The sequence below is a fragment of the Spirochaetota bacterium genome, from assembly GCA_035477215.1.
Lineage (GTDB): Bacteria > Spirochaetota > UBA4802 > UBA4802 > UBA5368 > MVZN01.
Genome location: DATIKU010000002.1, coordinates 57,392 through 73,439, shown reverse-complemented (window position 1 = coordinate 73,439; position 16,048 = coordinate 57,392). Strand labels below are relative to the sequence as shown.

At 60.3% G+C, this 16,048-nt stretch carries 12 protein-coding genes; 3 read left to right on the top strand and 9 right to left on the bottom strand.

What is annotated here, in order from left to right:
- Positions 1–162 precede the first annotated feature (162 nt).
- Entirely contained in the window at positions 163–936 is a 774-nt protein-coding gene (locus VLM75_00370) for an AMP nucleosidase (protein HSV95365.1), read from the top strand.
- Here the strand turns inward: VLM75_00370 and VLM75_00365 are convergent.
- Both VLM75_00365 and VLM75_00360 read right to left on the bottom strand, forming a co-directional pair.
- Positions 914–6,091, bottom strand: a complete 5,178-nt coding sequence (locus VLM75_00365) for a SpoIIE family protein phosphatase (protein HSV95364.1) — start codon at positions 6,089–6,091, stop codon at positions 914–916. The genes VLM75_00370 and VLM75_00365 overlap by 23 nt on opposite strands.
- Before the next feature lie 110 nt (positions 6,092–6,201).
- Positions 6,202–7,068, bottom strand: a complete 867-nt coding sequence (locus VLM75_00360) for an HRDC domain-containing protein (GenBank protein HSV95363.1) — start codon at positions 7,066–7,068, stop codon at positions 6,202–6,204.
- A gap of 247 nt (positions 7,069–7,315) precedes the next feature.
- On the opposite strand from VLM75_00360, the gene hisF reads away from it, so the two are divergent.
- Positions 7,316–8,077: an imidazole glycerol phosphate synthase subunit HisF gene (hisF, locus tag VLM75_00355; protein ID HSV95362.1), complete on the top strand. Its 762-nt coding sequence runs from the start codon at positions 7,316–7,318 to the stop codon at positions 8,075–8,077.
- On the opposite strand, the gene VLM75_00350 is transcribed toward hisF, so the two are convergent.
- From VLM75_00350 to VLM75_00335, 4 genes are all read right to left on the bottom strand, one after another.
- Positions 8,078–9,154, bottom strand: coding sequence for a hypothetical protein (locus VLM75_00350; GenBank protein HSV95361.1), 1,077 nt, complete (start codon positions 9,152–9,154; stop codon positions 8,078–8,080).
- Between the two features lie 60 nt (positions 9,155–9,214).
- On the bottom strand, positions 9,215–9,664 hold the full coding sequence (locus VLM75_00345) for a response regulator (GenBank protein ID HSV95360.1): 450 nt from the start codon (positions 9,662–9,664) through the stop codon (positions 9,215–9,217).
- A 146-nt stretch (positions 9,665–9,810) separates the two neighbouring features.
- Positions 9,811–10,911: a DUF362 domain-containing protein gene (locus tag VLM75_00340; protein ID HSV95359.1), complete on the bottom strand. Its 1,101-nt coding sequence runs from the start codon at positions 10,909–10,911 to the stop codon at positions 9,811–9,813.
- 128 nt (positions 10,912–11,039) lie between these two features.
- Positions 11,040–12,053 carry a tetratricopeptide repeat protein gene (locus VLM75_00335; protein ID HSV95358.1) on the bottom strand — a complete coding sequence of 338 codons (1,014 nt, stop codon included), beginning with the start codon at positions 12,051–12,053 and terminating at the stop codon, positions 11,040–11,042.
- A 361-nt stretch (positions 12,054–12,414) separates the two neighbouring features.
- Between VLM75_00335 and VLM75_00330 the strand changes: the two genes are divergently transcribed.
- Entirely contained in the window at positions 12,415–13,230 is an 816-nt protein-coding gene (locus tag VLM75_00330) for a hypothetical protein (GenBank protein ID HSV95357.1), read from the top strand.
- 10 nt (positions 13,231–13,240) lie between these two features.
- Here the strand turns inward: VLM75_00330 and VLM75_00325 are convergent, their stop codons facing one another.
- From VLM75_00325 to VLM75_00315, 3 genes are all read right to left on the bottom strand, one after another.
- Positions 13,241–13,579, bottom strand: coding sequence for a cupin (locus VLM75_00325; GenBank protein ID HSV95356.1), 339 nt, complete (start codon positions 13,577–13,579; stop codon positions 13,241–13,243).
- 165 nt (positions 13,580–13,744) lie between these two features.
- The gene (locus tag VLM75_00320; protein HSV95355.1) at positions 13,745–14,227 is read right to left on the bottom strand and encodes a hypothetical protein; all 483 of its coding nucleotides are present in this window, start codon (positions 14,225–14,227) and stop codon (positions 13,745–13,747) included.
- A gap of 248 nt (positions 14,228–14,475) precedes the next feature.
- Entirely contained in the window at positions 14,476–15,840 is a 1,365-nt protein-coding gene (locus VLM75_00315; GenBank protein HSV95354.1) for a TrpB-like pyridoxal phosphate-dependent enzyme, read from the bottom strand.
- Positions 15,841–16,048 lie beyond the last annotated feature (208 nt).

The following is a 16,048-nucleotide window of genomic DNA, read 5'->3' as shown; positions in this document are numbered from 1 at the left end:
CCGTAAAACCACTCGACGACGGCGGTAATCACATCGGCCCTCGCCCTTGCCCGGTCAGGTTTTATGCCGGAGCACCGTGCACATACGAAAAAAGTCTGGCAATCGCGGGGGCGGCCGGGTAAATTGAACCCGACACCGAGCGGGCAGGACGGCAAGCATTTCATGAAAACGAAGCAGGACATAGTCGAGAACTGGCTTCCGCGTTATACGGGAATGCCGCTGGAAGGTTTCCAGGAGTACATCCTTCTCACCAATTTCATCACCTACGTCGACATGTTCGCCGACAAGTATGGTGTGCCGGTAACCGGGACCGACCGCCCCATGCAGACGGCAAGCGCGCTGGGCATCACCATCATCAATTTCGGCATGGGCAGCGCCATGGCGGCCACAGTCATGGACCTTCTCTCGGCCATACGCCCCAAAGCCGTGCTCTTTCTCGGCAAGTGCGGCGGATTAAAAAAGAGGACGCAACTTGGCAACCTGATACTGCCCATCGCCGCCATACGGGGCGAGGGGACCAGTAACGACTACCTGCCGCCCGAGGTGCCGGCGCTCCCCTCGTTCGGCCTGCAGATGGCGGTGTCGCACGTAATCAAGAAACACCAGATCAACTACTGGACGGGCACCGTGTACACCACCAACCGGCGCGTGTGGGAACACGACGAGAAGTTCAAAAACTACCTTCAGGAAATTCGGGCGATATGCATCGACATGGAGACGGCGACGATCTTCTCGGTGGGGTTTTACAACGGTATCCCGCACGGGGCGCTGCTCCTCGTTTCGGACAACCCGATGATACCGGAGGGAATAAAGACGGCTGAAAGCGACCGCGAGGTGACATCGCGCTTCGCACACAGGCACCTCGAGATCGGCATCGATTCGCTGCTCGAGCTTAAAAATTCGGGGGAAGTGGTCAGGCACCTCCAGTTTGAATAGCGCTTTCCGGGCGGCCGGTATACTCGATCGCCAGAATGGTGAGGTCGTCATCGAGACCGTGCCCGCCGGCCGCGTAGTCCTTGACCAGAAAAAACACCTGGTCGCAGATCCTCCGCGCATTGTGCGGCGCGAGTTTCCGCAGCGCCCCCTGGAGCGCCTCTTCCCCGAATATGGCCAGTGACCTGTTGCGCGCCTCGGTGAACCCGTCGGTATAGAGCACCAGCTTATCGCCCTTGTCCAGCGTCATCGTCCGCTCTTCAAAACGCGACGGAGCGAAGGCGTCGGATATGATGCGGCCGCGCACTTTAACGATCTCGAGAATGCCGCCGCCGCGAAGGATGAGCGGCTCGGGGTGCCCGGCCGAGGAGCATACAAGGCGGCCGCTGTTCAGGTTAAGACAGCAGACACATACCGACAGGAAATGAGAGCTGAGCTTCCCGGAAAGCGTCTCGCGGATCACCGCGAGGGTCCGCGATGGTGATTGGAGCGTCTGCCGCCACGACTGGAGCGACACCTTGGTCATCGATGCCAGGAGCGCCGCCGGCATACCGTGTCCCGACACGTCACACACCGCCAGCCCCACGAGCCCCCTCTCGGCGTCGTACAGCACATCGAAAAAATCCCCTCCGACGCTCATCACCGGCTCGTACCGGAACGCGACGTCGGCGCCATCGATGACCGGCAGGACGCCAGGCAGGAGCGCCCGCTGTATCTTTTCGGCGAGCGCGATCTGGTTTTCCAGGTCGCGTTTCTGCTTTTCGATGGTTTCGGTTCGCTGGGCCACCTTCGCCTCGAGGTTTGCGTAAAGGTTGGCGTTCTCGATCGAAATGGCGGCCTGGGTCATGAAAACGCGCAGGACGTCCGCGTCATCGTCCGTGAAGACGGCGCCCGTAAGCGGATTGTCGAGGTAACAGACACCGACAGGGCGGTCGCGTCCGGCGATGGGTATGCAGAGAATCGACTTCAGGCCGTAATCCAGGACGCTCTGAAACCCGGTGAACTTTTCCTCCTTCTCGGCATTGGTCGTGATGATGGTCCTGCCCGTCTTCGACACCTCGTGGATCACGTTGTGCGAATACTCCGGGATGGCTGAGCCGTCGATGTTCCTTGCGACCCGCATATTTAGTTTTCCGGTAGCCTCATCCACCAGGAAAAGGTACCCGCGCTGGGCGCCCGTCACCTCCATGGCCCTGGCCATTACATGCTCGAGAAGCTCGTCGAGGTTGAGGATGGAGCTCATGTCCTGGCTGATGCTGATGATCGACGAGAGGCGCTGATGATCCGTAAGACGCTGGATGGCGCTGCGCTCCTCGGCGCGCGGGCTCAGGAGGTCGGCGGCTTTTCTCTGGTAATAGGGCGCCGATATCTCTCCGAAGACCTTTCGCGCCGCCTCGAGGAGGGGCGCGGCTTTATCTGAATTACCCGAACGGGCGAGGAGCGCCCCGTATCCGAGGTAAGCTTTGCCCATCTCGAACCGCCTGCCCATCTGCGAACAGAGGTCTATGGCGGTCTGATACAGCCGGCGGGCCTTTCGGCCGTGTCCCAGCGCCTCCGCGCACTGGGCGGCCACCCGCACCGCGGCGCAGTGGTTCTGCGGCCAGTTCTTGGAATGTTCGAGCGCCTCCCGGCACGCGCGCTTCATGTTCGCGCGCAGCATGAGTGCCCCGGCCCGCGGCAATCTCTGGCGCGCGTCAAGGTACTGCCGCATGTACGCCTCGGCGCGGTATATGTACAGCGGGGCCGTGTAGACCCTGAGCGTAAAACGGTGGCGACGGTCCAATTCCCTTCCCCTCTCCAGGAGGTCGATCGCCGCCTGGTGGTCGTTCATCTCACTGCGACAGTAGCCGGCGTAGGCGCATGCGAGAAAATGAGCGAACCAGATTCCCCGCCTCGCGCTTAAGTCCAGAGATTTCCCGGCGTATTCGAGGGCCAGACCGTACTCCCCCATATCGGTATACACCCAGGCAAGGTTTGCATAACCGTTGCACAGGCCGTAATCGTTGTTTATTCTGTTGCTTATGACGATCCATTCATTGAGATGGCGGATGCTCTGCTCGTAATCGGACGAGTAATAATGGTTGACGCTCGCGATGTTGTTGACCTGCCCGAGCTCCCAGATATCCCCGATTCGCCTGAAATTGTCGTAACCCTGCATGAGAAGACTCGTGCTTTTGTCGATGTCCCCGGTCCACGAGTAATAGGTTCCGAGTAACTGCTGCGACACGGCCTTGTAGAAGGTGTCGCGTATATCCGTGCTTATGGAAAGCCCCCTCTCCAGGTAGCGAAGCGCCCTGCCGAAGGCGGGGGCCGCCGCGTACATCATTCCGAGCCCCAGCGTGCTTATTGCGAGCTCGCGCGAAACGCCGATGCGCCGCTGGGAGATATTGAGCATGCGAAGCGTGGAGCGGACGAATTTTAAAAGCGAGCTGAGGGCGTAATTCCAGCTTATCGAGTGATAAAACTGGATGATAAGCAGGTCGCTCTCACCTGCCTTCTTTTTGCCCCGGGACAGAAAAAGCCCCGGAAGCGCCTTAATGGCAAGGTGCGTGGCGAACTCGCGGAGGATCCCCGGGATGACCCGCCAGGTCGACAGGGGCAGCCGTTCACCAAGCAGGGCGAGACCGTCGGCGCCATACCGTTCGCTATTGGCGAAATCGCCCTTCTTGAAATACGCGCGGCTGATCTGCCGGTACGCCGCCGCGCGCGCGGTGGACGATCCAAGGTGCGGGAGTATGCGGTTAAAGAGCCCGATTGCGTCGTCGTTCCTGCCCGTTATTAGGTAAAGCTCCCCGATCCTGGTCTGGCACTTCAGCCACAGCGGCATGCGGACAAGGTCGACCAGCCCGTCGCGCTCGAGCATGCCGGCCGTTATGGAAAAATAGCGTATGGCCTCCTCGTTCGCGTAGCTTTCCATCGCGCGCTTGCCGGCGGGATAGGCGTATTTGAGCGCCTTTTCGCCGTCCCCGGCCTGCGAGTAGTGAAACACCATGTCGAACACCGGCGATTCGGCGCCGGGCGGCCCTTCTTCAAGCGTGCGCGCTATCCGGAGGTGGAGTCCTTTGCGGCGCTCCACCGAAAGCATGCTATAAAACGCCTCCTTGATCCTGTCGTGGACGAAGAAGAGCTTGCCCCGCTCCCTCCGGTCGATCTCGAGGAGCTGCATCGCCACGGCGTCGTCCACGATGCGCACGACCTCGTTATGCGTGTACGTCGCTCCGTCCCCGCCGCCGACAAGCAGCCCGAAGAGCAGGCTTATGTCGAACTTGCGGCCGATCACCGCCGCGTACGAAAGCACCTCGTTGGACCGCGGCGAGAGTCTCTCGATACGCCGCATGACCACGTCGAGGATGCTGGTTGAAATCTCGAGCGATGCGATCTTCCCGTCGTCCGCGTTCCAAAAGTCCCCCGCCAGGGCAAGGGCCCCTTCCTGGACCATACGCTTGACGATTTCGAGGGCGAAAAAGGGATTGCCCCGGCTCTTCCGGAACACAACGTCGGCCACCCGGTCCATATACGCGTCGCCGGAGCCAAGGAGTCCGGCAACGTAGCGGGCGACGGACGCGCGGTCGAGCGGCTCAACGTGTAAATGTTCAATCGGATAACCTTCCTGTATGGCGAGCCTGATGAAACGGCTTACGCCGTGCGAGTCGGAAACCTCGTTGTCGCGATACGAGCCGATGACCAACAGCGGCGCCAGGGCTATGCCCGATGCGATTTCTTCCAGAAGCAAGAAGGTCCCCTCGTCGGACCACTGCAAATCGTCGAGAAACAGCACGAGCGGCGTGCGGGTATCGGCCAGGGCGCGGATGAATTCGCCGACCACCATCAGGAAGCGCCGGTTCTCGCGCTCCGGTTCGAGCTCGACCGGAATGGGGCACGGGCCCGTTATCTCGATGAGCATGGGATTCAACCGCAGGGTCACGCCGCAACGGTCAATGCCGATCGAGCTGATCCGGGCCTTCAGGTCCGAACGGTACCGGTCGTTCAGTTTGGAAAATAACTGCAGGTACAGGTTGAGCGCGTCCTTGAACGGCCCGTACGGCGCCTTGTTCTCTCCCGCGAAGCACTTTCCTTCTATGAATATGCCGCCGCTTGAAACGACATGATCGCGAAGCTCTTCGGCAAGCCTGGTTTTACCCATGCCGGCCTCGCCGGAGATGAGGCAGACCGCGCCCTTCCCGCGGACAAGGTCATCATAGCGGGACCGCAGACGGGCCAGGTCGGCGTCGCGTCCGACGATTCCAGTACGCGAGTAGAGGCGCGCCTGCCGGTCGGCCGCGCCCGGGATGATATCGGTGGAGCCCGACATGATCATCCGTATATCATGCAGAAGGCCGCGCGCGCTCTGGTATCGTCTTTCGGGCTCCTTTTCGAGGAGCCGAAGGACAATCCGCTCGACGACGGGTGGCACGTCCGGATTGAAGCGCGAGGGCGGTTCGGGCTTTTTCGCTATGTGCTGATGTATGATGGAGGAGGCGTCACCGCCCTCGAAGGGCAGGCGTCCGGCAATGAGCCGGTACAGGAGTACCCCCAGGGAATAGAGGTCGCTGCGCTCGTCCACGGTCCTTCGTATAATGCCGCTCTGCTCGGGCGACATGTAGCGAAAGGTGCCCAGCGCCCCCTCGCCCGCATCACCGCCGAACTCGCGCACATGCGCCAGGCCGAAGTCGATGATCACCGCACGCAGATCGTCCCCCCGCCCGGAGATAATGATATTGCCGGGTTTTATGTCGCGGTGAACTATTCCCAGGTCGTGGACGTGGGCGAGCGCGTCGCACACCTGCGAGGTGATATTTAAAATCTCGCCCGGCGCGAACGTCTCTCCGTGGTTCAGCTCGTCCTGCAGGCTGGTTCCGGCGACGTACTCCATTACCAGGTAGTGGGCGGAGTGTCCCTCGATGAGCGGAGCGGGCAGCTCGCCTGTCTCGTAGATCGCGACGATTCCGGGGTGGCTTATCCTGGCTACCACGCGCGCTTCGGCGTTGAAGCGGATGATGTCCTCGATACGGCGGGACACCCCCCTCTCGCGCAACACCTTGACCGCTACCATGTCCCCGTCGGTCCCCAGTGCGCGAAAGACCACGCTCATCCCGCCCTCGCCGATGAGATCGGTGATGACGTAACGGTCGGCTATTGTCCGTCCGGCAAGCTCCATGGTTTCTTTATCGCTCCGTCGTACTGACAGGCTTTTCTCCAATCATGGCGTTTTAATACTACCCTAAATCATCACTCCGATCAAACGATTTACCGGCACTGCCCGCGCCTTCACTTCGCCGGCGTGTCCGCAAGCGCCGCTTCGAGCTCGGCAATGCGCGACCGGGCGAACCGGGTCATGCCCTTTAACGCGTGCCAGGCGGCCTTACCGGACGGCGGGTTTTTCGCCGCAGCGACCAGGACCTCATTGGCGAGGACCATGAAGGGAGGAATATCCAGCCTTTCCGCGATCCGTTCGCGGACCTGGTAGAGGCGCTTGAGGCGGGTCCGGGCCGCGGCGGGCAGGCGGTTGGCCCCGGGAAGACGAAGATGCGGATCGCTCTTCGGTCGAAAGCTTATGTTTATCAGGGCGCGATGCGCCTTCTGTGCCTCATCGGTCAGGCCCTTTTCGGCAAGCCGTTGATCGAGCACGCGCCCGAGCGGCGGAAGGTGCAGCACATCGCCCGCGGCATATTCCATCTGCCGCTTCGAAAGCGGCCGTTTGCTCCAGTCGGATCGGCGGTCGCTCGCGCTCTTCGGCAGGCTGACACCAAGGTACTCCTCCAGTATCGCCTGCAGGGAGAGGTGCTCGCTCCCCAGCAGCTTGGCCGCTATCTGAACGTCGAACACGTTCCCGAGCCGGAAGCCGCAGGTATGGTGCATAAGGCGCATGTCGAAGTCGGCCGAACACATCAGCTTGCGGACGCGTTCGCTCTCGATGAACTCCCGCATATCCGAAATATCCCCAAGTACCACCGGATCGACGAGGTAACAGCGCTCGCCGTCGAAAATCTGCACCAGGCACAGGTGAATGCCGTAGCGATGCAGGTTCGACTCGCCCTCGCAGTCCATTGCGACCTCGTCGACCGTTTCCAGCCGTCGGACAAGCCCAGCGAGGCCCTCCCGCGAATCAACCAGTACTATTCTGTCATCTTCCATACATTATTTCGTTCGTGCGCCGCGCGCAGGGCGGCTGTCGGCAAGACCGTTCTCTCTGTCGCTCGTAACCACATATTCACGGCGCGCCCGCAAGGCAAGCAACAATCGGGGCCAAAAACCACTAAAATTCAGGTGACCGCGGCCGCCCGGCACAGAACCCGTTTCCAAATTTTTAGTTGAATTATAACCAACGCATCCGCCGAATGATACGGGCGCTGCAGCGCCCATAATTTCCCGGAGGGAAACAATGCTCGCCAAACGAATAATGCCCTGCCTCGACGTTAGGGACGGGCGCGTGGTAAAGGGCGTCAACTTCGTCAATTTCCGCGACGCCGGCGACCCGGTCGAAAACGGCAGGTTTTACGACGGGGAAGGCGCCGACGAACTTGTGTTCCTGGACATTACCGCAAGTTCGGACAAGAGAAACATCGTACTCAACATGGTCAAGAACGTCGCCGAGACCGTCAACATCCCCTTTACCGTCGGCGGCGGAATCCGCGCGGTCGAGGACGTGCGCATGATCCTGGAGAACGGCGCCGACAAGGTGTCGATGAACACCGCGGCCGTGCTGAACCCGGATATTATCGGCGAGTCGGCCGTGCGCTTCGGTGCCCAGTGCATACTGGTGGCCATCGACGCCAAACGGAACGACCACGGCGGCTGGAACGTCCACCTCAACGGGGGACGAACACCCACCGATATCGACGCCGTGGAGTGGGCGGTACGCGCCTGCGGCCTCGGGGCGGGCGAGATACTGCTCACCAGCATGGACCGCGACGGCACCAGGATGGGCTACGACATAGAGCTCACGCGGCGCATCGCCGACGCGGTTCCCGTCCCAGTCATCGCCTCGGGCGGCGTGGGTACGATCGAGCACATGTACGAGGGACTTACGGCGGGCGGCGCGGACGCGGTGCTGGTCGCGTCGATCTTTCATTTTCGCGAGGTAACCATACGGGACGTCAAGCGGGAGCTCGCCGCGCGCGGACTGCCGATGCGAACGATATGATCAGAGGTACAGCACGAGCGCGACGATCGCGGCCGCTATGACTATAAAGATGACCGAAAACCCGAGAATAAGGCCCAGGCTCGATTTCCCCTCGTCCTGCGCGCCGGCGCGCGCGTGTTCGTACGCCGGATCGAGAGCGACCCTGATGTTCGCCTCCTCCTCGACGATTTTCGCGTAAATTCCCCGGGCCACGATCGCGAAAATGGTATACCCTCCCCCTGAATTGGGCTTTATCGATTTTACGCGCGCGGTGATCGGCTTCAGCCCGCCGTCCTCGTAGGCGTTGAGCGCCCTCGCGACAGAAACGCATTTGGGATTGGAGTCGGCAATGGAAACACGGATGCGGTCCCCCGGCTCGATCCTTGAAATCTCCTTCCCCTTTATCGGCGACAGCAGAATCGTGCATTTCATGATGAGCTTTACGCCTTCCTGCCCTTCGCGCACCTCCTCCGGCTCGCCCTGTTCCGGCAGGGATGCGGTCTCGCCCGGCTCCTCCTGCTTTTTAAGGGAAGACGGATCGACCTTCTTGCTGCTGGCGGAATACGTTTCCATATCGAGAGAGGAGATGTGCTGGGAATCGACCTTTATATCGATACGCTGAACGTTGAGGATGAACTGCGTAAGTTTCTGCAGGGCGCGCTCGACGGCGATGTCGTTGTCGTTCTGCAGAAAGCGAGTCAGCTCGGCGCAGAAACTCTGGTTGAAACCGTCATAAAATCGGTTTTTCACGAGCGTCTCGAAATGGGTGTCGTGGTCGCCCGCGGCCAGCGCCTCGAGGATCTCCTTCTCGAATATCTTCCAGTCCGTGGCCGTGTCGATCGTTTTCGTCATGTAGGTCGAAACCACGAGCACCACCGAATCTATGAGCTTGTTGTAGATGCCGTTGTAAAAAACGAGGACCGCGCCGTGAAGCGTGGAAGAGGCGAACCGCGCCTTGAGGACATAAACGTCTTTATATGATCCGGCGACCATGGCTTTGGCCTTTTCCATGTCCCCGCCGGCGTAATGCAGCGCTATGTTGATTTTACCGGTCTGTTCTGACAGCGAGTTAACGGCCGAATCCAGTTCTTTGCTCATCGACTAATTTCCTTCCGTGTGTCCCTTGTATTTCTGGACGGCCTTTCGCGCCGGGACGCGTCAGGCCTGCTGTGCCCTGTTCAGCACCATTTTAATCCTTTCGAGAAGGCGCCCGCGCTGTATCGGCTTCAATATGAAATCGGCCGCGCCCATCTTGAGGAGGTCCGCCAGGACGGTTTTGGTGGTTTCGTCGCTGATGAACACTATCCGAGCGCGCGGTTTTTTCTGGGTAATCTCGTAGAGCAGCGCGTAGCCGTCCAGGTTCGGCATATCGAGGTCGGTGGTGATGAGATCAAGGTCGCGCGCGTACCGGTCATACATCTGGACGGCCTCCTTCCCGTCGCCCGCCGACGCCACCACCTCGTAGCCCTCGGATTCGAGTATCTGGACGATCTGCTTGCGCTGAAATTCCTTGTCCTCGACGACCATCACCCTGTACGGCTTGCCGCTGGGCTTCACCCCGTCGGGCCGCTTGGGATTAAGATTCGGAAAATCGTGCGAGCTCTTCATTACAACTCCCCCCTGCGATGGTAAACATGCCAAACCGCGCGACGGAAGAACCCACCTCTTGAGTGGAACACTCCCGCCGGGTACACCCGTATTTATAATCCCGTCGCCCCCGTTCCTGTCAACCGCAAATTTACGCGGAGCCCCCCTCACGGCTCCACGAGATCATAGGCGTCATCGCCGAGCCCGATTTGGCGGGCGTATTCGAGCTGGTAATCCCACGGGAGGTCGTACAGGGCCCTCAGGTTGTCCTTCGATTCGTCGCGGCCGGCGATCTTCGAACCCGGAAGCGGCGCGGCGCGGTTGACCAGGTCGGCCGAGGCCCGGTCGATCGCCACGGGGTCGGTCGAGGCCAGAATGCCGATATTAGGCACTATGGGAGCGTCGTTCCAGTAATAGCAATCGCACTGGGGCGAGACGTTCATGACGTAATTGATATACATCCATTTCCCCGGCTTTGTGTCGACGACGCCCTTGACGTATTCCGCGGTCCGCTCGTGGAGCGGCCTGTGATCGGTGGTCCAGATTACGGGAATGGCCTCGTATGCGCAGATGACGGTGCATTCGCCGCAGCTGATGCAGGCGTGTGGGTCGATGTTCGCCTTTTTGTTTTCGTCGAAGCGTATGGCGTCGGCCGGGCAGCGCTTTATGCACATTCCGCAGGAGGTGCATTTCTCGGCGATCACCTTCGGCTTCATGTCCGAATGGAGCATCTGCTTGCCCGAGGGGGGCGCGCATCCCATGGCCACGTTCTTTATGGCGCCGCCGAAGCCGTAGAGCTCGTGGCCCTTCACGTGCGAAACCACCAGCACCGCGTCGGCGCCGTGGATGGCCGAGGCTATCTTGATCTCCCTGAAATGCTTCGACTCGACGGCAACGCTGGCATAATCGTCGCCCTTCAGGCCGTCGGCGATGATTACCGGGGCCCCGGCCGTCTCCATGAGAAAGCCGTTCTGCACGGCGTTCCGGAGATGATCGACCGCGTTGCTGCGCGAGCCGCGGTAGAGCGTGTTGGTGTCGGTGATGAAGGGCCGGCCGCCGCGCTCCAGCACCAACTCCGCGAGCGTGCGAATGACCGGCGCCGGGACGAAGGCCAGGTTGCCGTACTCGCCGAAATGTGTCTTGATGGCGACAAAATCCTTCTTCTCGATGCGCTCCCCGAAACCGGCCTTTATAAAAAGCTTTTTCGTCTTGCTGAAGATGTTCTCCCTGCTGCTGCAGCGGAAATCGGCGAAATATACCGTGCTCATATGGCCCTCTCTCGTTTTCTTCTGCGGATACCCGCGCGGCAATCCACGCGCCGCCCGCCGGAACGCGGGCATCCGTTTTTACGGCGATGACCGATCAAGTCAATATATGAGGAGGCGGAACGCGTCAATTATTTTCCATACCGCTCTTTTACGCGCCGTGATTTTTCCTGCCATATAAGCGCCTTCCGCCCGTCCCCTTTCCGCTTCATGATGATCGCGATGCTGTTATAGGGCACGTAATTCGCGGGATCGAGCTTTATGCTGGCGTTGAATTCACCGAGCGCTTTCTCGAGCTGGTCCCTGTCGAGATAGATGTCGCCGAGGGTGTTGTGCGTTCCCGCCCGCGAGGGATCCAGTTCGTTGGCCCTGAGCAGATCGGTCAGCGCCTCGTCGGATCGTCCCAGCGCATACAGGGACGATCCGCGATTATGATACGCCGACGAAAACACGGGATAGCGCCCGATCGCCTCGCTGAAATACGCCACGGCCCCGGCGTATTTCCCGCCCTTCATGATATGGGCGCCGATGTTGTTGTACTCGACCGCGATGAATTCTTTTCGGGAGAGCGTCTTCATATACACTCCATGCCGTATCGACTCCGGGTGAATCCGCAGCGTTTTAATGTAGTACGAATCCGGGCGGATTTCCGCCTGCGTGGTCTCCCAGTTGATGTACGTGCCGTCATCGAAATAGAATCTGACGAAGCTGTGATTGGGGGCGTACACCGGGACGATCGGTATTTTAATGACCTCGGCGATGGCGATGTAGAGAGCGCAGTAATTGTCGCAGTCGATCGTCTTCGTTTCGAGCCCCACGCCCAAAAGCAGGTTTTTCCCGAATCTGTATCCCTCGTCCGCGAGGATCGAGTCGATCGTCCGCAGCACGACGATTGCCTGCTCCGTCGTATGGTTCTGTCGGGCCTGAATTTTTCCGACGGCTTTCCCGATAAGGGCGTTGACGGTGGGATATTGATCGCGCACGGCGCCGAGCCCCTTCTCGAGATCGAGAAAGTCGTGCGCGATTGTTTTTGGTTCTCCCCTGTATTGCGCGTGTACGGGCAGAGGGGCGCGGGCCTCCGAAACGAGCACACATACGAGCGCCGCAAGCAGGAGCTGTTTTATCACCGTGGCAATTGTGCACATTGCGAATTCTCCATCGATCCGGTCCGTACCGCGGATGGCCCGTTCGTCATCGGGTCGCGGAATACATCGGCCGGGTGCACAGTATGTCCGTTCAATCCCGCTTTTACAATCATTTAAACTGGCACCGGAAGCCTGCCGGGCGCGCGCATGAGCGAGCAGAGCCCGGCAAGCGGCTCAGTGAATCCTCTGAGCGCGAAAGTGTTCACGTGTTTTGTGCTTGACTTTTCACGGATAACCGAATCTATCTACTGAAAAAAACAGAATCATTCTATTCCTCTGGCCATTGCCTTCCGAACGTGACTTCGCGTATACGAAGCGTGTCGTAGCAGGCGCACACAAATATATTTCCGGGAGGAACCCCATGAGAATCATCAAACCATTTTTGCTCGTCGCGGTATTCCTGTTTTCCCTCGTCCCGTGCGGGAAGCTCTTCGCCGTGGAGTACAACTTCATGATCTCGCCGCCGCCCATACCCTGGTTCGAGTTCCAGGAGGGGCAGTACGACATGCGGGTCGGAGCGACCTATTTCAACATGTCGGGTGATGTGGAACACGAAGGAGGAGAACAGAGCCTGGAGATCAACGGCGGCGCAGGCAGCATGATCGCCCGCTACGCGTTCCACGACCAGTGGGCCGTCGACGGAGGCTTCAGTTTTATCGGCGGCGGCGGCAGCGCCGGACCGGCGGACATCGGCCTGGCCGGTTTTTCCATCCCCGTGGACCTGGAATTCCAGCCGGTGAAAACCGACAAGGTGTGTCTGCTCCTGTTCGGCGGGCTTAACTATTCCTTTGTCTGGACGGGGATATGGTTTACCACCTCAGGCGGTACCGACTACGAAATACACGCATACGCCAACCAGTTCGGTCCGCAGCTCGGCGCGCAGCTTAGCTTCAAGACCGAGTCGATCGCGGTGGCCCCGTTCTTCCTCTGGCAGAGGCTTTCCGGTTCGGCGAGCGTCGATGTGACCGTCGACGGAACCTACGCGGGCGGCGATTCGGTCAGCCTGCCGGCGACGACCATGGTCTTCTACGGGCTCGATATCGTGTTCGTGCCGGTCAACCTCACGCTCAGCACGGTGCTCCAGCAGATCATGGCCAGCGGCGACAATAAAGGAATACGCACCATCATCGTCTCGCTGAGCTACAATTTCCAGTGGGGAATCGAGGAAAAGGGGTAGGACGTGATTGTCAGGCCGCGGCGGTCGGCATCACACCGCCGCGGAACCTTAAAACCGGCGCATCGCCGAAGAACGATCGTACATCGTCCCTGTGTGCTCGTTCCGGCCTGATGGCCGGGACGCGGACGGCGGCGTACCCGGCGCCGTCCGTACGAGGCGCGCGGTAGCGCACCACGGAATACTCGTCGGACTCCGGCCGCTGGCCCGGTTCGCTCCGGCCCCGCGGGCTTTTCGTGCGCGCGACGCCGGGGTTGCCGTTCCGCGAATTCACCGCGCCGACGTACTCCTCTATCGTCTTCGGCGGCGAACCCGCGGCGTCTATGGTGGGCGGTTGCGTGATGATCTTCATGGTATCGCCCTGCATTTGACCGGAATTTCGAATGTCGACCATCATCTCCCCGGCGTCGCCATGTCCGCCTTCAGCATCGCTTTGCCGATCTTCGGGAAGGCCATCCGCATGAAGGCCAGCGCGTCGAGCGCGAAATACGGGGCGTACGCCTCCATCCTTACCTCCCTACCTGATGTGCTTCGCCCCTTCCCGCAGGGCGGGCTGCACGAACTTCGACAGGAGCGCCGGATCGAGCGTATAGAACAGCGCGACCGCCGCGCCGAGGAGCACGATGGCAAGCCACTTCGTATAGATGCCCGCGGTGCGGCGCACCAGCAAGACGGCGAGGAGCGCGATGACGACAGGCCCCGCGAGCTTCGCGTCGATGACCGGCATTGATCCGACGTATTTGCCGGCGAAGCGCGCGATGTTGATCTCGATCTTCCCTGCGATGAGCACGATCTCGGCGGCGAGCACCGCGAGCACCCCGGCCGAGGCGAGCTTTGTCGTGAAGCCCTCGGTGCGGTAGAGCTCGTAGGCGGCGGCGGGAAGCGCCGCGATGATGACCGCGAGCGGCTGTTTCCAGTAAATGGCGGCGGCGGCGCCGAGGGCGGCGATGACGGTAAGGATTGCGCAGATAAGCGCGGCGTGTTCGGTGGGTTTTGCCATTGGGATTCCCCTCATGATATATAAGAAAATGTCGATGCCAGAATGAACACCGGAAACGGGGAGAATTACAAGAATTATTTGGGAGCAAAGCGTAACAACTCATCCCCCCGGCCCCCTTCTCTTCGCCGAAGAGAAGGGGGAGTTCCGGCAAGGGACTAATGCCGCGATCCCCCCTCTCTTTCGTTCAAAGAGAGGGGGACAGGGGGTGAGTTCAAACAGTCCATCATCGGACCGCCTGCCTTCTTAACTTACAGCGACACCTTCGGCAGATCGGTGAGCGCCTCCTCGATGAGCTTGGCCGGGTACTCGTAGTCGTCGAGCTTGCCCGAGAAGTACATGTCGTACGAGGCCAGGTCGAAGTGGCCGTGGCCGCTCAGGTTGAAGACGATGGTCTTCTGCTTTCCTTCCTCTTTCGCCTTCATGGCCTCGTCGATCGCCGCGCGTATGGCGTGCGAGGACTCCGGCGCGGGGATGATGCCCTCGGTTCGCGAGAAGAGCACCGCCGCCTCGAAACAGCCCTTCTGTGCCACCGAAACGGCGTCGATGATTTTTTCGTGGTAGAGCAGGCTCACCAGCGGCGACATGCCGTGGTAGCGCAATCCGCCCGCGTGGATGGAGGGCGGCATGAAGGTGTGGCCCAGCGTGTACATCTCGACGATCGGCGCCATTTTGGCTTCGTCGCCGTAGTCGTAGACAAAGCTCCCCTTGGTGAGCGTGGGACATGCCGACGGCTCGACCGCGAGAATCTTAATGTTTTTACCGTTGATCTTGTCGCGCACGAACGGGAACGCGATCCCCGAGAAATTCGAGCCGCCGCCCACGCAGGCGATGACCACGTCGGGATAGTCGCCGGCCAGCTCGAGCTGCTTGCGCGTCTCCAGGCCGATGATCGTCTGGTGCATGCAGACGTGGTTGAGCACGCTTCCCAGCGCGTAGTTGGTGTCCTTGTTGGTGGCGGCCTCCTCCACCGCCTCGCTGATGGCGATGCCGAGATTGCCGGGATTCTTGGGGTCCTTCGCCAGTATCTCGCGGCCGACGTTCGTAAGAGGGCTCGGGCTCGGCGTCACCGTGCCGCCCCAGGTCTCCATCATGAACTTGCGGTAGGGCTTCTGGTCGTGGCTCACGCGCACCATGTACACGTGCACCTTCATGTCGAAGAAGTTGCATGCCAGCGAGAGCGCGCTTCCCCACTGCCCGGCGCCGGTCTCGGTTGAGAGCTTGTTTATGCCTTCCTTCTTGTTGTAATAGGCCTGGGCCACGGCGGTATTGAGTTTGTGGCTGCCGGCGGGCGATACGCCCTCGTTTTTATAATAGATTTTTGCCGGCGTGCCGATGGCTTCCTCGAGCCTGCGCGCGCGCACCAGCGGCGACGGCCTCCACAGCCGGTATATGTCGAGGATCTCCTCGGGAATATCGATGTAGCTGTCCTGGCTCACCTCCTGCATGATGAGCCCCATCGGGAAGATGGCGTTCAGTTCGTCGGGAGTGATGGCCTTTCCGGTCGCCGGGCTTACGGGCGGACTGAGCGGCCGGGGAAGGTCCGGGATGATGTTGTACCACTGCCGCGGCATTTCCTTTTCGGGTAAGAGTATCTTCGTAGATTCGTGTGGCATTATCGCCTCCTTTTGTATGATGGTTTCAGTTTCCCGGGGCACAAAAAAAGGGCTGCGGTTCTTTTGATATCCGCAGCCCTTGTGCTCTTTCCGTTGTCTGTTTCGCTACAGGCACGCCAAAGCGCCCGGATATCGATGTCCGGTTCGCCACCACCAAGCCCAGTTCATGTTGAATTTGCCGTTCTGTTTCATAGCGACTATGCCGCGC